17 protein-coding genes are annotated in these 18,856 nt (G+C 68.3%); 4 read left to right on the forward strand and 13 right to left on the reverse strand.

The annotated features are described in order from the left end of the window. The coding region (locus LJE69_RS01420; protein ID WP_296920589.1) for a hypothetical protein at positions 1-215 on the forward strand (215 nt) is incomplete at its 5' end. A 300-nt stretch (positions 216-515) separates the two neighbouring features. Here LJE69_RS01420 and LJE69_RS01425 read toward each other — a convergent pair. The 7 genes from LJE69_RS01425 to LJE69_RS01455 form a co-directional block, all read right to left on the reverse strand. Next, positions 516-1,445: an alpha/beta hydrolase gene (locus LJE69_RS01425; RefSeq protein ID WP_296920592.1), complete on the reverse strand. Its 930-nt coding sequence runs from the start codon at positions 1,443-1,445 to the stop codon at positions 516-518. A 23-nt stretch (positions 1,446-1,468) separates the two neighbouring features. Then, positions 1,469-2,917: a pyruvate kinase gene (gene pyk / locus LJE69_RS01430; RefSeq protein ID WP_296920595.1), complete on the reverse strand. Its 1,449-nt coding sequence runs from the start codon at positions 2,915-2,917 to the stop codon at positions 1,469-1,471. Positions 2,918-3,160: 243 nt separating this feature from the next. Next, positions 3,161-3,631, reverse strand: coding sequence for a transposase (locus LJE69_RS01435; protein WP_296920598.1), 471 nt, complete (start codon positions 3,629-3,631; stop codon positions 3,161-3,163). A gap of 314 nt (positions 3,632-3,945) precedes the next feature. Next, the gene (locus tag LJE69_RS01440) at positions 3,946-4,584 is read right to left on the reverse strand and encodes a flavin reductase family protein (RefSeq protein WP_296920601.1); all 639 of its coding nucleotides are present in this window, start codon (positions 4,582-4,584) and stop codon (positions 3,946-3,948) included. Between the two features lie 35 nt (positions 4,585-4,619). Next, the gene (locus LJE69_RS01445) at positions 4,620-5,045 is read right to left on the reverse strand and encodes a universal stress protein (protein ID WP_296920604.1); all 426 of its coding nucleotides are present in this window, start codon (positions 5,043-5,045) and stop codon (positions 4,620-4,622) included. A 38-nt stretch (positions 5,046-5,083) separates the two neighbouring features. After that, positions 5,084-5,827 carry a TerC family protein gene (locus LJE69_RS01450; RefSeq protein ID WP_296920607.1) on the reverse strand — a complete coding sequence of 248 codons (744 nt, stop codon included), beginning with the start codon at positions 5,825-5,827 and terminating at the stop codon, positions 5,084-5,086. A gap of 78 nt (positions 5,828-5,905) precedes the next feature. Then, the gene (locus LJE69_RS01455; RefSeq protein WP_296920609.1) at positions 5,906-6,520 is read right to left on the reverse strand and encodes a hypothetical protein; all 615 of its coding nucleotides are present in this window, start codon (positions 6,518-6,520) and stop codon (positions 5,906-5,908) included. A 289-nt stretch (positions 6,521-6,809) separates the two neighbouring features. On the opposite strand from LJE69_RS01455, the gene LJE69_RS01460 reads away from it, so the two are divergent. Next, a complete protein-coding gene (locus LJE69_RS01460; protein ID WP_296920612.1) occupies positions 6,810-7,706 on the forward strand; it encodes an EcsC family protein in 897 nt (298 codons plus the stop codon). 233 nt (positions 7,707-7,939) lie between these two features. On the opposite strand, the gene LJE69_RS01465 is transcribed toward LJE69_RS01460, so the two are convergent. The 6 genes from LJE69_RS01465 to LJE69_RS01490 form a co-directional block, all read right to left on the reverse strand. Beyond that, positions 7,940-8,716 (reverse strand): hypothetical protein, encoded by a 777-nt coding sequence (locus tag LJE69_RS01465; protein WP_296920615.1) that lies wholly within the window; start codon positions 8,714-8,716, stop codon positions 7,940-7,942. A 132-nt stretch (positions 8,717-8,848) separates the two neighbouring features. Then, complete coding sequence (locus LJE69_RS01470) at positions 8,849-11,056, reverse strand: alpha-amylase family glycosyl hydrolase (protein WP_296920618.1); 2,208 nt, start codon at positions 11,054-11,056, stop codon at positions 8,849-8,851. A gap of 146 nt (positions 11,057-11,202) precedes the next feature. After that, positions 11,203-12,339, reverse strand: coding sequence for a phosphotransferase (locus LJE69_RS01475; RefSeq protein WP_296920621.1), 1,137 nt, complete (start codon positions 12,337-12,339; stop codon positions 11,203-11,205). A 146-nt stretch (positions 12,340-12,485) separates the two neighbouring features. Continuing rightward, the gene (locus LJE69_RS01480; protein ID WP_296920624.1) at positions 12,486-13,487 is read right to left on the reverse strand and encodes an SGNH/GDSL hydrolase family protein; all 1,002 of its coding nucleotides are present in this window, start codon (positions 13,485-13,487) and stop codon (positions 12,486-12,488) included. A 397-nt stretch (positions 13,488-13,884) separates the two neighbouring features. Next, on the reverse strand, positions 13,885-14,895 hold the full coding sequence (locus LJE69_RS01485) for a hypothetical protein (RefSeq protein ID WP_296920627.1): 1,011 nt from the start codon (positions 14,893-14,895) through the stop codon (positions 13,885-13,887). 187 nt (positions 14,896-15,082) lie between these two features. Beyond that, entirely contained in the window at positions 15,083-15,772 is a 690-nt protein-coding gene (locus tag LJE69_RS01490) for a response regulator transcription factor (protein ID WP_296920630.1), read from the reverse strand. Positions 15,773-16,608: 836 nt separating this feature from the next. Here LJE69_RS01490 and LJE69_RS01495 point away from each other — a divergent pair. Then, positions 16,609-17,397 (forward strand): hypothetical protein, encoded by a 789-nt coding sequence (locus LJE69_RS01495; RefSeq protein ID WP_296920632.1) that lies wholly within the window; start codon positions 16,609-16,611, stop codon positions 17,395-17,397. Between the two features lie 339 nt (positions 17,398-17,736). After that, on the forward strand, positions 17,737-18,576 hold the full coding sequence (locus tag LJE69_RS01500) for an SHOCT domain-containing protein (RefSeq protein WP_296920635.1): 840 nt from the start codon (positions 17,737-17,739) through the stop codon (positions 18,574-18,576). Positions 18,577-18,856: the final 280 nt, after the last annotated feature.

Below are 18,856 nucleotides of genomic sequence, written 5' to 3' on the forward strand. Positions count from 1 at the left end.
ACCTTCTGGAGAGGGCCCCTGAGCTTTGGTCTGCCGGTACGAGCGAGGGTGGTCGCGAGGCGCAAAAGGAGATCGATTACAATGGATCGGACGCGTGGAGATTCGGCGTAGCGGACCTCACCGACAACCCGAAGGAGACCGCGCAGCCCCTGAAGGCGGACGTGGAGAGGGCATTTCAGTCGCTGATGGGCGCTATTGATGCAGTAGACGGGTAGGCGAGATGTATGGGCTCGATTGAGGAAGCTAGGTCGGGTTAGCGATAGCGTAACCCGACAGTCAACGGCGCACCGTCGCCCATCGTCGGGTTACGCTGCACTACTAAGCCGCTCGGTAGTAGTGTCACATCGCATTTAAAGTAACCGCCTGTCTTGTCAAGCATCCGGTTTTGAGCGATCCTGACATTACTAACGCTACGATCAGTAACCCGACTTACGTCGAATACTCTCACAGTCTCGAGCCAGTGAGAGCGGGGTTCGCACCGCGACGTGCTTTGCGAGTACCTCCATCAGGACCTGCTATGAATGACCGAGCAGCTCCGCCAGGATCTGCGGCGCGTAGCGGATGGGCACGGAGTAGTGGCCTTCGCCGGGCAGCTCGGTGAGGTGGGCGTTGGGGAGCTGCCCGGCGAGCCAGCGGGCGTGGCCGATGGGGACGGTGCCGTCGGCCGCGCCGTGCCAGATGCGGATGGGCTGGGTGATGTCGCCAAGAGCGAGCTGCCAATCGTTGGTGTACAGGGTGAGGTCGCGGCGGGCGCCGGGGGCGCCGTTGCGCATGGCGTCGGCGATGGTCTGGTTGAGGATGGCGGCGGTGTCGCCCTCGTGCAGTACGGCGCGGTCGGCGGGTGGGGCGGCGATGTGGCGGAATTGCTCGACGAGGTTTGGCCAGTGCGCCAGCACGGCGGTGGTGGGGGCGCCGTAGACCAGGTTCGCGAGCCAGGCGGGCTGGCGGCCGAGCAGGAGGCTGGCGCGCGCGGCCGGGTTCATCTGGTCCAGCAGCTCGTCGCGGTAGATGGCGCCGAGGGGGCAGACCAGGGTGCAGGCACTGAGCGCGCCCGGTAGTCGGCTGGGCAAGTGCAGGGCGCACGCCAGGGCGTAGGGGCCGCCGCCGGAGACGCCGACCATGGCGAAGCGCCCGAGTCCGAGCTCTCCGGCCAGCGCCGCGCAGTCGTCGGCACAGTCGGCCAGGGTGCGGCCGGGGGCGTCGTCCGAGTCGCCGTAGCCAGGCCGGTCCGGGGCGATGATGCGGGCGCCGGTGGCGAGCGCGGCGGCGTGCAGCAGCCGTGCCTCGCGCCGGGAGCTCGGGAAGCCGTGGCAGTACAGCACCGGCTCGCCGCCGGCGACGCCATACTCGGCATAGGCCAGGCGACGGCCGTCCGGCAGTCGGATGAAGTGCGGCTCGTCGCGCGGTGGTGGCGGGGGGGCTTGGTCGGCTCGGGTGTCGGTCACGGGTCTGATGCAGCTTTCGGATCTCAAACGCAGCGCGGCGAGCGCTCGCCGTCCAGCTCGATGATCTCGAGCCTGTGGTTGCCGCAAGGGTACTCCTCGGACGGCCCCTGGGTGAGCAGGACGAGGCCCTGTTCGATGCCGTGCTCGGCAAGCCAGTCGCGCACGAAGTCGGTCCAGTCCGCCAGGTCTGCGTCCGTCTCCTGAGCGTGCACGCCATAGCTGAAGCAGAGCCGCTGGGCGGTGTCCGGGTTGGGCGTGAAGGCCACCAGCTGGGAGGGCAGCCGGAAGCGGGCGATGCGTCGCGCGGTGTTGCCGCTGCGCGTCGGCACCACCACCAGCCGCGGTTCGCTGCGCTCGGCGGTGTGGTAGACGCTGCGGGCGATGAGGTCCACGGCGCGGCGGCTGCCGTTGCTGTCGTAGGCGCCGACGCGCTCGGCCTGGAGGCGCAGATTGCGCTCCGGCTCGATGGCGCCGGCGATGCCGGCCAGCATCTGCACCGATTCCACCGGGAAGCGCCCCATGGCGGACTCCGCCGAGAGCATGACGCAGTCGGTGCCGCCCAGGATGGCGTTGGCGACGTCGGTGGCCTCCGCGCGCGTGGGTCGGCGCATCTTCACCATGGACTCCAGCATCTGGGTGGCGGTGATGACGGGCTTTCCAGCGCGGTTGGCGAGCTCGGTGATGCGCCGCTGGGCGACGGCGATGGTCTCGATGGGGATCTCCACGCCGAGGTCGCCGCGGGCCACCATCAGGCCGTCGGCGGCGGCGAGGATGGCCTCCAGGTTGTCGAGCGCCGTCGCGCGCTCGATCTTGGCGATGACGAAGGGGTCGTAGCCCAGGTCCTGCGCCGCGGTGCGCAGGTCTTCGAGGTCCTTGCTGCCGGCGACGAAGGACTGGCTGACGGCGTCGATGCGGTGCTCGGCGGCGAAAGCGAGCCACGCTCGGTCGTCGTCGGTGAAGGCGCTGATGCCGAGATCGATGCCCGGCAGGTTGAGGCCCTTGCGCGAGCGCAGCTCGCCGCCGGCGCGCACGTTGCAGACCACGTCGTTGCCGTGCACCTCGACGACCTTGAGCAGGATGAAGCCGTCGTTCAGGAACAGCCGGTCCCCCGGCTGCACCGCCGCCGGCAGGCCGGGGAAGCTGACGCTGACGCGCTCGGCGCTGCCGACGCAGTCCTCGGTGGTGAGCGTGATGCGCTCGTCGCGCACCAGCTCCACGGGCTCGTCGGCGAGGTCGCCGATGCGCATCTTGGGGCCGGGTAGGTCGCCCATGATGGCGACGCGCCGGCCGGTGGCGGTCGCCGCGTCGCGGATGCGCTCGATGAGTGTCGCGTGGTAGCCGGCGTCGCCGTGGGAGAAGTTGAGCCGGGCGATGTCGAGCCCGGCCTCGATGAGGTCGCGCAGCATCTCGGGCTCATCAGACGCCGGCCCGATGGTGGCGACGATCTTGGTCTTGTGGGGACGGTACTGCATGGTTGGGTCCTGGTCGTGAGCGGCGCCGCCACGTCGGCCGGCGCCCGCGGATGCCGCGATGTTAGCGGAGGCCATGCAGCGGCGTACGTTGCGGTCTCGTGAACGGCGACGGGCTGTCGTGGGAGCGCGGCCTGCTGTGCGCCATGGAAGCGCCGTGGGAGCGCCGTCTTCGGCGCGACGGGGGCGGCTGGGCCGGCGATCGCGGCGAAGACGCCGCTCCCACGGGGCGGACTCAATCGACCATCAAACCCAGATCGCGTCCCAGAGCGGATAGTCGCCCAGTCTGGAGCACAGGCCGGCTCGCAGCGGGTTTGCGACGATGTACCGCGCGATGTCTTTGACGTCGTCCTCCGCGCGGAGCGCGCGATCGAAATATCCCGACTGCCACACCGCCCCGCTGCGCTGGAGTTGCGCATTGATGCGATGCGCGCTGAAACCCTTCACGGCTTGCATCACCGCGTCCAGCCTGGCAGAGCCGGTGAGGCAAAGTAGCCAGTGCAGGTGATCCGGCATGACCACGAAGGCGAGGCTCTCCACATGGCCGTGCTCGTGCTGGTAGCGCAGTGCTCCGACCACCTCGCGGCCGACGTAGAGATGATTGAAGAGCGGCAGGCGCCGATCCGTGGCGGTCCGGACGTGATAGATCCGCCCTGCCTCGCTGACGCGGCCTTTGCGCAGGTCGCGGCTGTGCGGCTTATGGGATCGCGTCGTCATGCGCCCGAGTGTACACGCTGCGCTGTCGCTGCGCCGTGCTGGCGGCCGTGGGAGCGCCGTCTTTGGCGCGATGAGGGCGTCGGGGCCGGCGATCGCGGCGAAGACGCCGCTCCCACGGGGCAGGCGCGGCGAGCTGGCCGTGGGAGCGCCGTCTTTGGCGCGACGGGGGCGTCGGGGCCGGCGATCGCGGCGGGGACGCCGCTCCCACAGGGCGAGCGTGACGCGTTGGCCGTGGGAGCGCCGTCTTCGGCGCGATGGGGGCGGCTGGGCCGGCGATCGCGGCGGGGACACCGCTCCCACGGGGCGCTTGGCCGTCAGCGCGTGTCGTGCGCTGCGCGCCAGGCGCGGATGGCGTCGGCATCGATGCCGCCGTCGCGCGCGTAGAGCCGATCGAGCTCGGCGCGCTTGTCGGCGGGGGCCAGTTCCGTCAGCCGGCCGGCGGTGAGCGGTGCCGTGGTGTCGTCGAGCACGCCGCCGCCGTTGACCTCGGCCAGGTAGATGCTGCGGTCGCCGGTGCTCATGGCGTTCTCGACGCGGCAGTCGAGCCAGGCGATGGGGCCGTCCACGCGCGGGTTGCCGAGGGGCGTGCGGACGTCGGGCAGGCCGGCGAGCTTGTCGACGTCCTTGCCGGTGTCGAGCCCGAAGCGCCAGACGAGGTCCAGGGCGGACTCGGGGAGCAGGTACACGGCGAAGCACCGGCTCGCCTCGATCATGCGCCAGGTGTGGTGATGGCGGGCGATGCCGGCCACCATCCGCGGCATGTCGCGCACGATGGCGGCGCGGGCGACGAAGGTGGCGATGCAGCCGCCGCGCCGGCTGCCGGGTGCCGGGGATTCCGCGGCAGTCACCAGCCACAGCGGCGGGTCGTAGAGCTGGTAGACGGCGTTGACCGCCGCGGCGGTGGCCTCGCTCAGCGGTTGCGGATGCTCGGGCTTGGCAGTGTTGTCGGGCATGGGCCGGCGTGCTCGGGCTGCGCTTGGGTGTTGCCCTAATTGACCAGCTCCACGGGGATTTTCAACCGCCGGGTCACGTTCTGTGCCACGGAGCCCATCAGCAGGTGGGTCATGCCGGTGCGCCCGTGGGTGCCCATGACCACCTTGTCGAACTGCTGCTCCTCGGCGAAGCGGGCAATGGTCTCCGCGACGTGGCCTACCAGTACGTGCCAGCGGTAGTCCACGCCGGCGGCGTCGAGCCGCGCCCTGTAGGGCTCGAGCACGGCCAGGCCCTCGTCGCGGTGGTAGGCGGCGATGTCGTCGTCGGAGACGAACATGCGCGCGTGACCGGAGTCGATGGGCAACTGCACGGATAGCAGGTGCAGTTCCAGCCGCTCACCGCCGTGAGCCATCCGCAGCACCTGGTCCAGGGCGCGATTGGAGAACGCCGAGCCGTCGACGGGCAACAGGACCTTGGTCATCGCGCCGGACCTCGCTAGGTTGTTCTTGCAGGTGCAGATTACCCCGGTTTGTGCACGTCCTCGGCGTGGCCCCCGGCGGCCACCTCCTCCAGCGGCCGCGGCGGTGCCCGCCGCGCCAGCCAGGTGCCGGCGGCGACGACGAAGATCGCGCCCAGGCCTGCCGCGACGTAGCTGAGCCAGTGCGGCCATTGCGCTACGTGCTCTGCCACCAGGGCGTCGGACACCAGCATCTTCGCGCCGATCCAGCCCAGCAGCGCACCGCCTAGATTAATGATGACCGGGAAGCGGTCCATCAGCAGCAGCACCAGCTTGCTGCCCCAGACGATGATCGGGATGCTCACGACGATGCCGAAGGCCACCAGCAGGATGTCGCCGTCGGCGGCGCCGGCCACCGCGATGACGTTGTCCAGGCTCATGATGGCGTCGGCGACGACGATGGTCCTGACCGCGCCCAGCAGGTTGCCGGGCGCCTCCACCGCGCCCTCGTGCAGCTCCGGCTCCGGCTGCAGTAGCTTGATACCGATCCACAGCAGCAAGAGCCCGCCCACCAGCTTGAGAAAGGGCAGGGCCAGCAGTTGCAGCGCGAAGAAGATCAGCACCAGCCTGAGCGCGATGGCGCCGAGCACGCCCCAGAGGATGCCCTGGTTGCGCTGCGCCTGTGGCAGCCGCCGGCAGGCGAGGGCAATGACCACCGCGTTGTCGCCGCCGAGCAGGATGTCGATTGCGATGATTTGCAGCACCGACACCCAGAAGCCGCCGTCGGCCAGCGCCAGCTCATGCATGCCGGCGGGCTCCGGTGGCCAGGCGTTGGCAACGGCTGCGGCTGTCGCGCCCGCGGGCGCGATTGTTGTGCGCCGCCATCAGCCCGCCGCGGGCTCGGGCTGTGCTTCGGGCGCGGCAGCCTCGGCGCTGTGGCGGCCCGCGTAGAAGCGCGTGGCCGCGAAGCCGATCAGCCGGGTCACCGCGGCCATGGACAGCGCACCGGCGCCCACCGAGACCATGGGGCCCAGCTTGTACCCGGCGAGCAGTTGCGGCGCGGTGGCGCCCATGCCCGTGGCGGCGATGACCGCGACCATCTCCGGCACCCGGGCGAGGTCGTCGATATCCTCGCCGTAGACGCAGGCGATCTCCAGTATCAAGTACAGGTGCATGCGGGTCAGTATGGAGGCGGCGCCGACGACGCCGGCGAATGTCAGGAACTGCCCGGCGGCCGGGAACAGCCCCGGCACGTACAGGAGCCCGCCGCCCAAGGCCGCGAGCCCAGTCTTCGCATCCACCAGGCGCCGGGCGCGCTGGCGCAGATCGTCCTCCGGATACTGCTCCTCGAGCGTGCGCACGGTGCGGCGGATCTCGTTCTTGCGCAGGCGCAGGAAGAAATAGAAGAACTCCTCGGCGGCCAGCGACTGGCGGTGGCCGAGGGAATGTGCCGCTCGGTCTTCGGGCTGGTCGGAGGTGTTGCCGTCGTTGGCGGTCATGGTGATCGTTGGCTGTCCGGATTATTCGTGCTCAGGATAACGGAAGTCGGCGAACGAGCGGCGGACCGCCACAATTTGGGCGCCGTCGGTGACGCGCCCGACACCATTGTCGCTCGCGGCGCGCACGCCATCGCGCCGGGGACGGCGCTCCCACGGCGCGCAGTAGGCCGTGCCCGCTCCGTGGGAGCGGCGTCCCCGCCGCGATCTCCGCAAGATGGCCGGCACGGCGGGCGGACATGCGCACCGGCGCCGGTGGCCGCCGTCGCGTAATTTCGCATAAGATTCAGTTATGAACAGCACCAATCAGCCTTCATTCGCCGCGGGCTGCGGCGACGCGGCCACCACGGCGCTCACCGCTGCCCGGCTGCCGGGCCCGGCCGCGCAGGAACTCGCCTGGGCCTACGAGCGCCTGGAGCATCCATCGCTCGCCGCGCGCCTCAGCGATGTGCTGGCCTCGCCCTTCGAGGAGGCCATGAAGCTGCTGCCGCCGCGCTGGAAGCAGCGCCTGGACCGCAGCGTCGAGAACAACATGTACCGTGCGCTGAAGATGGCCATGGGCTCCATGGACACCCGCGCGCCGATCCCGTCGAAGGACTGGCTGCACCGGGCGCTGGTGGCCGGCACCGGCGCCGTGGGTGGCTTCTTCGGGCCGCTCACCGTGCTCGCCGAGCTGCCGGTGGCCACCGCGCTGATGCTGCGCTCCATCGCCGACATCGCCCGCAGCGAGGGCGAGGACATCATGGGCAACCGCGAGGCGCGGCTCGCCTGCGTGCAGGTATTCGCCCTCGGCGGGCGCACCAAGGACGACGACGAGGCCGAGGTCGGCTACTACGGCATACGCGTCGCGCTCGGCCTGCACTTCGAGAACATCCTGGAGTTCGCCGGCAAGATGGACGGTCCGCACATCCCGGCGGCCGTGCAGTTGGCGCGCGCCCTGGCCGCGCGCTTCGGCGTGGTCATCTCCGACAAGCTCGCCGCGCAACTGGTGCCGGTGGCGGGCGCCCTCAGCGCCGCGACGCTGAACCTGATCTTCATGCAGCACTACCAGGACGTCGCCCGCGGGCACTTCATCGTCCGGCGGCTGGAGCGCGATTTCGGTGCCCAGGCCATCCGCGACGCCTATGGGCTGCTGCGCGAGCAGGAGCGCCTCGGCGTGCGGGAGTTCAGCCCCATCGAGGGCTGGTGAGGGCGCGACGGCCTGCGCCGGGGCGCTGGCGTGGCGAAGGCAATCGACCAAGCTCCCCGGCGGCAGGTTATCGAGATCGTTGTAGAACCGGCGGACTGGCGTAGGTCGGGCCGACGTCAGGAGGCCCGACGGTCGGCCGTGCCTGTCGTGGTCGATGTCGGGCTTCGTTGTCCGTCTGCCCGACCTACGGCGGACGCTTGCCCTGTCTCTGGCAGCTCATCGTGCCGCCGGTCTCAGCGCCCCCGCAGCACCTGCCGCGCGATGCGCTCGGCACACTGGCGGGCGCTGAGCTCGGTGGCGCGGTCGCGGGCGCGGAAATCGGGGGAGCCGATGCGCTCGTCCAGGATGCCGAAGTGGTTGACACCGGGGAGCCACTCGATGCGGGTGTGAAAGGCGTCGGCGAGCTGCTGCAGGCCGGCGGGGTCGACGACACCGTCCTCGGTGCCGGCCAGCAGCCGGATGCGGACCTGTCTGGATGTCGGCGGCCGCCACGGCTCGTGCAGGCTGGAGGCGCCGAGCAGGACGATCTCCAACGGTTGGCCATCGGCGCGGCGCTGGAAGCCCGCGGACAGCACCCAGCCGCCGAGGCTGTAGGCGAGGATGCGCAGCGGCGGTGCCGAGCGGGCGGCTCCGCCCGCGCTCGTTGCCGGCAGCCGGCCGGATGCCAGCCCACGCGCCGGCAACTGCCGCCGCCGCAGCCGCTGCGCGGCGCGCCAGGCCCGGGAGGTCTCGGCCGGCTCGTTCCTGAACAGCGCGGGCCAGCGGTAATCCAGCGTGAGCACCACGGTTCCGCGGGCGGTGAGGGCGTCGAGCAGTTCCGGATAGTCGGCAGGGCCGGTCAGCGCGCCGGGGCTGAAGATGATCCAGGGTCGCGCCGTGCGGCGGCTCACCGGCAAGCGCTGGCTGACGCGCACCCGACCCAAGCCGGGCAGCCGCAGCCGCAGGTGCCGCAGGGCGCCGCGGCGTACCGGCCTGGCCATCCGGGGCAAGCGATCGTGCCGCATGGTCATGCGGATTCCGCCCGCTGGGCGAGGCGTGCACGCGGTGTCGCCGCCGCTTCAGGGCGCGGCCGGCCTTCGGCTGTCTCATCGCCGCTGTCGCGGCACATGTGGACGTACTGAATGTTCATGGTCTGCTGTCTATCAGCGCAGGAAAGGCCCGTCGTCACCGATCTTGCCCGGGCCGTCCAGCACCCAGATCCCGGCGGAGTTGGCCTTGACGTGGAAGGTTAGATGCCCGTTGCTGGCGATTTCGCCGCCGGTGACCGCATCGCGGTAGACGCCGGGGCGCACCTTGCCGATGTCGACCCGCTGGTCGGAGCCGATGGCCAGCCCGACGATGGCGTAGCTGCCCTGCTCCGAGCCACCTTCGGATAGGTCACGAATGAAGGCCATGCCGCTGCCCCACTCGGCTACTTGCGTCATGGCCGCCTTCTGCAACGCCGGCACGTTGCGGCGGATGAGGTTGAGCCGCTGGATGTGCTTATAGAGCGGGTGGGACTGGGTCTCGCCGATGCGCTCGTCCGTCAGGTGATCGCCGAAATAGGCGCGGCCGGTGGTGTCCAGGGTGTCCTTCTCGCCCTCGACGTCCTGCGGGGCGCCCTTCATGAACTCGATCTCCTCACCGAAGTACAGGCACGGGATGCCGCGGGCGGTCCAGATCAGGTTGTAGGCCGCGGCGGCCATCCAGGTCTCGCCCTTGAAGCGGTACTTGAAGTCGTTGTCGGGGCCGACGTCGTGGTTCTGCAGGAAGGTGACGAGTCGCGTCACGTCGCCGTAGATCCAGTCCATGGACAGCACCTGGCCGGTGCCCTCGAAGGTACCGCGGGAGAGGCTGTCGCGGAAGGTGCTGAAGAGTCCGAAGTCGAGCTGCGCAAAGCCGGAGTCGCCGCCGGCATTCGGGTCCTGCGGGTCGTGGCCTAAGCGGGTGTACCACCAGGGGCGGATCTGGCTCGGGCCATTGTCGCCGCCGCCGAGGTCGCCCCAGCCGTAGCCCTTCACCAGGTTCTCGCCGAAGACGAAAAGCCCCGGCTTGTGCGCCTTCCAGGCATTGACGTACTCGAGCAGGTTGTCGCGGTCGATGTGCTTGACCGTGTCGATGCGCAGCGCATCCACGCCCATGTCCAGGTAGCGGTTGATGCTGCCGATGATGTAGTCCTTGACGTTTTGCCGCTCGGTGGCGAGGTCGATGCAGTCGCCGGCGATGTGGCGCTGTTGCAGCGGATGCGGGCTCTCCCAGTCGCCGCCGGCGATGAAGCCGTCCTGGTGGTACCACTCCGGGTCCAGGTCCTGCGGGTCGATGCCGAAGAACCGGCCGGGCCGGTAGCCCGGCTTGGGCACGGTCTCACCGGTCTTGGGGTCCACCAGCGGCTCGATGCCTTCCGGGTCGCTTGCGTGGCGTGCCTGCCACCAGTCCGGCGCGACGGGGTTGTCGATGTCGTCGCGGTTCGGCCAGGTGTAGTTGCCCAAGTTGCCCTGGTAGGGGCCGTGATTCACCTGACCCTGCTCCGAGCCCTGCGGCACGTAGTACTTGATGGGCAGGTGGTCGATGTGCACCTTGCCGCGGATGCCGAACTGGCAGGAGTGGTTGATGACCACGTCCTGGATGATCTTGATGTCCAACGCATGCGCGGCGTCGATCAGATCCTGATAGGTGGCGTCCGGGGACTCCAGCCGCGGGTCGATGCGCGTCCAGTCGTAGGCGTGGTAGCCGTGGTAGTCGAGCCCGGAGCGGTTTTCCACCGGTGGCGTGATCCAGATGGCCGTAAAGCCCAAGTCCCGGATGTAGCCGAGGCGCTGGATCAGTCCCTTGAAGTCGCCGCGCCAGTGCGGGTCGATGGCGTTGCCCTGGTCGTCGAAGCGGATGCGGTCGCGGCAGAAGAAGTTGTTGGACGGGTCGCCGTCGTTGAAGCGGGCCGTCAGCAGAAAGTAGATGGTCTCTTCGCGGAAGTCGGTGCGCGCTTCAATGGCGCGCGGCTCGTCGCTGAAGATGGCGGGCGCGGGCGGTGGCGCGGTGGGCGGTGGCGCGGCGGGCGGATCGGGCGGCGGATCGGCGGCAACCTGTTCCGCTGCCGCCGGCTGGTCCTGCCAATGGGTGTCGAAGCTGAACCAGCCATCGCGCTCCCGCGCCAGGTCGGCGCTCTGCCGGCCCTGGCCGTCGTTGAAGACCAGGCGCACCCGGGTGGTATCCGGGAAAACGAAGCGGTACCAGCCGGGTTGCCCCGGCACGGGCGCCATGGGCACGCCGGGCCAATCCGTGTCGCCGCCAGCGGGCTGCTTGTCCCAGTAGTGGATCAGTATGGGCTCGGCCCAGTCGGCCGGTTTGCGGAAGTGGACCTTGAGCTGTGGCATGGGGAACCAGGGCGTCTGTGCGGGGGATCTGTGCGGGGGCTGTGCGTCTGGCTGCATTGTGCAGCAGCCGCCGCGTGCCGCGGCATACACGAACCCCAACCTGGATCAATCCCGATGCAGATTTGGCGGCGCAGACTGGCGCCGGGTCATCGCCACCGTTGCGATGCCGCGTCATGTCCGGGGGGCGGCGCGAATGCTCGCCGCACAGCCGCGTCGATGCCTGCCGCCTGCCGCTCAATGTCGGCCACCAGCGCAAGTTGGCGCCGCGCCTTGGTCAGGTTCTCGCCGCGGTGGCGCACGTGGAAGTACCGGTCGCCCTGCAGGTGATCGGTGAGGAAGCGGATACCGAGCTCCAGCGGAATGAGCCGGATCGCGGGTGCGACCAGGTCGATCTCGGCATCGCTCAGCAGCCCCGGCGCGGTCTCGGCGTAACCGACCAGGAGGGCCTCGCAGAGTGCCAGGTCGAAGCGCACCGATTCGGCGCCGGCCTCACCGGCGCGGTTGCAACAGGAGCGCAGACAATCGCCGATGTCATGGTGCAGCAGCCCGGGCTGTACCGTGTCCAGGTCGATCAGGCAGAGCGCGTGTCTGCCCTCGGCATCGAACAGCAGGTTGTCCACCTTCGGATCGCCGTGGATCAGGCGCAGGCGGGTGCGACCCCGGGCCAGGGCATCGTCGAGCACGCCGACCAGTCCCCGGCGGGCGTCGATGAAGGCAAGCGCGTCGCGGCTTTCGGCGTCCGGCTCCGTGGCGGCCGCCGCGGCGTCCAGCGCGGCGAGATAGCTCGGCGTGTGATGGAAGCCCGGCAGCGTCACCGCCAGCGTCGCCGGGTCCAGCCCGGCGCCGAGCCGATGAAAGCGCGCGAGTACCCGACCCACCTCGGCGGCCTGCTCAGTGCCGGCAAGGCGCTTCAGGGTGCGGCTTGGCTCGATGCACTCCATCAGCCGCCAGACGTCGCCGTCGGCATCGCGCACGTAGGCCAGGTTTCCCGATGTCGCCAGTGCTGGCAGCCGCACCTTGAGCTCCGGATGCCTGGCGGCGGCCGCCGCCAGCGCGGAGAGGTTGTCCATGATCCGCTCTGGTGCCGGAAATACGGCGCCATTGATGCGCTGGAGCACGAAGGCCGCGCCGGGTGCGTCGACGCGATAGGTGTGGTTGATGAGCCCGTCGCCGAGGGGCGCGACGGTGAGCGGGGTTGTACTATCCCGGAGGAAGCGCCGGGCGATGTCCATTAGCAGGCGCTGCGGCGGCATCTGGCGCGAGGTGTCTTCGAGGTCCGACATGGCGCGGTTCTACCAGCGGCGACGGGCGGGAGCAACCGCTTGGGCGTCGATGACCCGCGCCCGGGCCGCCGACCGACGACCGAGCTGAACATGACGGCGCGTCCAGCCCCGCAATGGAACTGCCGTGTCGGCGTTTCGCTGACCCGTCAGCGCGGCTCGGTCAATGTGTCTTCGATCGTGCGCCAGACGAGGTCAGCCAGGATCGCCTGTCCGCTGCGCGAGGGGTGAAAGCAGTCCAGCCCGCTGACGTCTTCCGATGAGAATGGCTGGTCGTAGATGCCGGGCGCAAAGCGGACGCGGACGCCGTTGCGGCCTTCATACTCATCCGCCTTCTCTGCCAGGAGCGTGTTGAGCGCCAGGTTGAAGTCGCCCGCCGCGGCCCGCGCCGCGTCGGTCGAGGCACTGTTCAACACGTTGGCGCAGGGGAACTCGTCGCCGCCGATGCCTTCGAACAGCCCCGCCATGAGCTTGGCGATCCACTCACGGGTGAACGTGTGGAACTCCGGCACGCTGCTGCACAGCCAGTCGCCATAGAGATCCGCGCAAACCGCGGCTACGGTCGCCTCATTGAGTGCCTGGTAGTCCAGGTCCCACAGTGCCTGGCAGGACTGGAACAGAAAATGCGGCTCCGCGGCCATGTGCTCGCGCAGCCAGAGCACGTCCGGCACTTCCGCCAGCACCACATAGCCACCGCTCGGCAACTTGTCGGTGAGATACGTCAGGGTATCATCGATCCGCCCCTCCACCCAGTCCAGGCTGGGCGGCGATCTTCCCAGGCTCTGGCAGACGTCGTTGCCGCCGAGCTCAATGGTCACCAGGGAGATCCCGGGCAGGGCCATCAGCTGCTGTGCCTGCGGCAGGGCGTCCTCCCAGCTTGCGCCATTGACGGCCGCTGTCTGCGAGGCGCTGAAGCTGAAGGGCAGCAGACGACTGGCAATGGACCAGGGCTGACTGCCGGTGGCGAAGCTCCATGCCCAATCCTCCCCCAGGTTGCCGAGACATTCCACTGCACCGTCGCAGCCATCGTCGGCGTCCATTGCGGTACTGATGCTGTCGCCGATGGCGCCGAGGTCCTCGGGGTACGCCGCGCCCATCGTGACCGTGAGCCATAGCGTGCAAACGATGCGTAGCACCAGTCGCCTGGTCATCCGCGTTACCTCCAGTGGCTACTGGCGCGCACCTCCGCGCCAACCGCGAAAGACTCGCTCCATCGGCTGCGCCAGGCAATCGGGGTGAATTCCCATCGCCTGCACGGCAGACGACCGGCTACGCATCGGTGCTCTGGACGGATTGCCCGGCGCTCGCCGGCGTTGCCCTGCGCGATCCGGGGGCTGCGCTGGACTGGCTGCAAGGGAAGCGCCGAGAAATCGGCGCTTGCGCTAGTCCAACAGTGCGCGATTTCCGAGACCGTCTCTGGTCGTTGTCGTGGTAGTGGTCGTGGTCGTGGTCGTGATCATGGCCTCAACCGTGCGGAGGTTCGATGACGACTCCGATTGCGACAACCTCAACGAGGGAACTCGGTCTCGGAACTTGCGCAACGAAATACTAGAACCGGTATTCCGCGCCGAGCGTGACGAGGGTGTCGTCCGTGCTTGAGCCAGTGCTGAGCTCGACAGCGCTCTTAAGGGTGAGATCGGGGAAGGGGCTGCGGGAGATACCGAGCTTCGTGCGCTGCTCGCCCGTTTGCGATTGCGAGAAGCTGAGATCCGTCGTCCGGCGTCCGCTCGGTCCCCGCCGCGTGTCCGTGAGGCGCATGGCCTGGATCGCGTCTCCGTCTGGCGACACTGCCAGTTCGGCGGCCAGTTCCGCGGTATGACGTTCCAGGCCGAGATAGCGCAGCGGTAGCGCCGCGCCCGCGGAGTAGACGCTGCGCGCCCCGGTGTCCACATCAACCCGGTGGCTGTAGTCGGCGCTGAGGCGGGTACTGCCGTGGGCGAACGCCAGCTCGACGGTGCTGCTGGCACGCCGGGCGGAATCGCGTGCAGGCCCCTGCAGCCGCCATTCGCCGTGCTCGATGCGTGCCGACAAGATTTTGCCGAGCAGTGATGCGTCCAGTTGCAGGTCGGCTCCGCTGATGCACTGCTCGCCACCCGATTGCCGGGTCAAGTTGAGCTGCGACCGGAGGCCCGGCAGATCGAGCCTGGTCTCCATCGCGATCAGTGTTGCGCCGTCGCCGCCGAGCAGGGACTCCGTCCGCTCGAGGTGTGCGCGCAGGGAGAGACCGTCATCGAGGAGCGGCGCCAGCGTGACGGCGTGCTGCTCCATCGATTGGTCGGCAGAGCGCGACCAGTGGTACTGGGCAGCGATGGGCGCATCCGCGAGGCTCAGGAGCAGATCCGCAAGGCGCTCCCGGCGCTTGGGCGCCAGCTGGACGCCCTGACAGGTCTGCGACGGGCGGGCGTCGACCACGATGTCGAGTATCCCAAGGCGACCCTTCCCTTGCTGGTCGTAGGCTGCCGCGCCACTCGGGCACTCGGCGCTGGCGCCGATCAGATGTGCGCTGAGCAGCGCGCCTGCCAGCAGGTGGAGCATGAGCGCCCGGTCACGTTTGTTCATCCGAGCCTCCTTAAGGACTGCAAACGCGATGGCCGTGCTGTAGGCGGACATCGGTCCGTGGCCCGTGACGCGCGGTCGCGTGCACGTACTCTCGCTTGCGGGCACGAAACGTTTGCGTCGCTCTTGCCTCAATCGACGTGCGCCTGCCCCGTCTCACAGCTCGCCCGGAGGTGCCCCTCCCATTCCCTCAGCCGGTCATGATCCGGCCTCCCGCCTGATCCATGTGCCATTGCACCGCGTGGCGCACCAGCTCGCTGCCGCTGGCGAGCTGCAACTTGCGCTTGATGTTCTCGCGGTGGGTTTCGATGGTCTTGGCGCTCAGGTGTAACTGCTCGGCGATCTTGGACGTGGGCCGCCCCTGGCCGATCAGGCGGAAGACCTCGAGCTCGCGGTCGCTCAGATCCTCGACGCTGGCGACGCCGCCGCTCTTCTTGTTACCGAGTCCGTCGATCAACCGCCCCACCATCTTCTCGCTGAGATAGACGCGGCCGGCGAGCACCTGGCGAATGGCCTTGAGCACCTGCTCCGGCAGCTCGTGCTTGTTGACGTAGCCGTGGGCGCCGGCGTTGATGGCGCGCTGGGCGAACAGCGTTTCCTCGTGCATGGAGCACACCAACAGCCTCAGCTCCGGCGCATCGTTCTCCTGCTCGCGCTGCTTGATGCGCCTGACGAGCTCGATGCCGTTGCCGTCCTCGAGGGAGATGTCGATCAGCGCCAGATCCGGCTTCTCGTCGCGTGCCGCCTTAAGGGCGTCCCTGACACTGCCGGCCTCGGCGCAGATGGTCAGGTCGGGCTCGGTCTCGATCAGATTGCGCAAGCCGGTGCGCACCAGCGGGTGATCGTCAACGATGAGAATACGGCTTGGTTGGTTGACCATGAAATCGTGCTCCTGAGGTGTCTGTGCCAAGCAGAGATGGCCCTTTCACTGCCGCGCCCGGGGCGGCTTCAAGCCCGGCTGCGCAAACTGCCCGGGCGCGTCCCGGTCCCGTGCACGGGCGCTCGTTCTGCATCTCGTAGGCCCGCCCGGCTCGGTGCCCGTGGCGCCGACTGATTCGTGCGATCCATATCCATGCTGAATATTGGCGGAGATCCGCCCATGGGCCTATGGATGGCAGGCGAATCGCCTGTTAAGTCTGGCGCAGAGATCAAGATAAGGATACCCCCTATCTCATCGTAGAAAAACCCTGAAGCAGTGGCGCGGACGCTGCAAGCCTGCGGCGCTGTCCGAGCGCATTGCTCGCGCGTGTGTGCGATGCGGGGTCACGGTAATCCGCAGGCGGCCTTGTTCAACGACGTGACGATGCAGGCGCGGTTGCCGCGGGAGTTGGCCCCGGGAAATACTTGTGTCTGACGGGTGGGCGGGATTCCGGGGCGCTCGGAAAAACGCCGATGCGTTGGCGTTTGGGTCGGTCCGCGCCGTTCGTCGGTGTAATAGACCGAAAGTTTATAGGGTAAAAGCTTAATAGTAGATGAGGGATAAATGCAGGAGACCGCGAAGATGCTGACCGCTCGGCAGCGGGCATCGACGCAGAACCGACCTTTTGCGCCGTTGGATCGCCCGCCGACACTGGTGACAGCATGGCCGCGTCCACCGGCGGTCCTGTCCGGTGCGATGCTCGGACGCTCGATTGCCCGCGGGCGCGACCAGCCAAATGCGGTTGCGGCCTGCCCTACCGCAAACCGTGCACGCGCATCCGCGAGGAGAAGACAACGATGCCAATGATGATGATTCGGGCGGCGTTCGCCTCCGTGCTCCTGGTGTTGGCGCCTGTCACGCAGGTGACTGCGCAGGAACAGTTGACGCCGGCCGAAGCGGTGGTCCTGGGTCAAGAAGTCTGGAACGGCCGGCCTACCGTGTTCAAGATCTGCCCGGAGTCGGAGTCATCGGAACAGAAGTACGCACTCTGTGCTGCTGCGCAGTGCTTCACCATCGATAACGTCGCTTACTGCAAGTGCGAAAGGAAGGTAGGACAGAGTATCTCCTTGCCTTTCTTCTTCCCCGCGGACCAAGCCGCCGAATCCGGTGCAATCGGTGACGTCTGCGATCTGATGGCCGTGTCCGACCAAGGGAATTTTCTTGTCAGCACGTACTCTCTCCCGCCCCAGCTCCAGAAGTCATACGATGGGCCGGACGCGCTGGCGCTGTACACCTGTCCCGGTGCCTCGAATCTGTCGGCGCAATGCGACGGTGGGCTTTGCATCGATGGGACCACGGGAACGAACTGGCCCTTCCTGGGCGAAATCGGTCCCGACGAGATCGTCTGCTCCTGTCCGATCGCGGCGGCGCCATCCGTGGGATTTCAGTTTGTTGGTCCCGCGGATTGCGACCAGGCGTTCTTCGACCAATATTGCGGGGTGCGACCAGGCGGCCAGGATGAGACGACCATTCCCACCGGAACGCAATTGGCCGTCGGCGCGGTGACTGGCAGCGGGGTGATACTGACGAAGCTGCTCTCGGGCAGCGTCCCGGCCCTCAACACCTGCACGTTTCCGGCCGAGTAGTACGCGGCTGCGGCCAACTTTGCGACTCCTATTTCGTGGTCGTGGTCGTGCGGATACTCGACAACGACAACGACAACGACAACGAGCCAGAGTCTGCCATCAGGTTTCTCGGTGCCGGCTCTGCTGGGCCGACAGCTGCAACATTGGCGGAAAGGATGCACTACAGGGGCGGGCCGTTGTTGGCGGCGAGCGTGACTACGTGCCCCGTCTCGACCCGAATCCGTCAACGCGGCTCGATGGCATTGCAGAGGATGCCGTGCAAACCGTGCAAACCGTGCACCCGCGGCCGTTGCCGAGGTGTTAGCGTCCGCGGCATCTACCACCAACTCAGGGATAGTCATGCAACAGCTCACCCCAGAAGGTCAGCGTCTGGTCGCCGACCTCTCCCAGCGCCACGGCTTCAGCCCGGACGCCGTCACACACATGCTGTTTGCGGTGCTGCACGGCAACGGCAGCATGGCGCAGTTCGATCACCCTGAATTCGCCGGCTCCGGCCAGTGGATGCAGGGTGGCATGCTGATGCTGGGCAACATGTTCGACTACGCCCTCAAGGCCCGGGTGGACGCCCTCTGCAACGAGCTCTCGAACATCCTGGCCAACCAGCCAGGTCTGCTCCAGACCGGCAGCTTCCAGAGCCAGTCCCAGTCGGGCCCGCATTCCGCCGGATCCCAACAACAGCAGCACGCGGGCGGCATCATGGGCGAGTCCAGCCTGTTCGTGCCGGACCCCGCCCAGCACTGGTGGCCGCGGGAGCTCGGCCAGCCCAGCGCCACCGGCAGCCAGAACAACGTGCAGTACGCCTACTTCGCTGGCGCGCGCCGGCTGGCGGTCAAGACCGGCGGCCAGGTCTGGGTCTACGACACGCTGGACCACCAGATCGGCGGCTTCTCGCAACAGCAGGGCGCCGGCGGCTCCATCCTGTTCACCAGCCAATACGGCACCGTGGTGCTGAGCTCGCTGCCGGTGGTGTCCATCGATGGGCGGCCGCAACAGCCGGCGGCCCCGACGGCCCCTGTCGGTGGCCCTGCGCCGAGGCCGCCGGCATCGGTAGCCTCGGCACCCGCGGCCGACGCGGACATCTTCAGCGCCATCGAGCGGCTCGGGAAGCTCCGCGCCGACGGGCTGCTGACCGAGGAGGAGTTCGCCGCCAAGAAGGCAGAGCTGCTGGGGCGACTATGAGCGTCTACTTGTGCCGCCGCGCGAGGTTGCCTAGCGCTTGAGCCCTTCCTTGGTAACTTTTCACAGCCTTTGCGCTCCACTTGCTCATCACCGTGTGCCGGCAGCGGCGAGATGCATACCGCCGGCATTGCACGCGATAGCGCGCCAACCGCGCGTCAGCCGAGCCGCCGCACCTCACGCCGCCTCCCCGAGCCTCGCGTTCACGACCCTCCAGAAGGTCGCGACGGCAGCGGGTTCGTCGTCGAAGAAATCCTCGAACAAGCCCGGGGCGTTGAGCTCG

Source organism: Thiohalocapsa sp. (genome assembly GCF_022340605.1).
Classification (GTDB): domain Bacteria; phylum Pseudomonadota; class Gammaproteobacteria; order Chromatiales; family Chromatiaceae; genus Thiohalocapsa.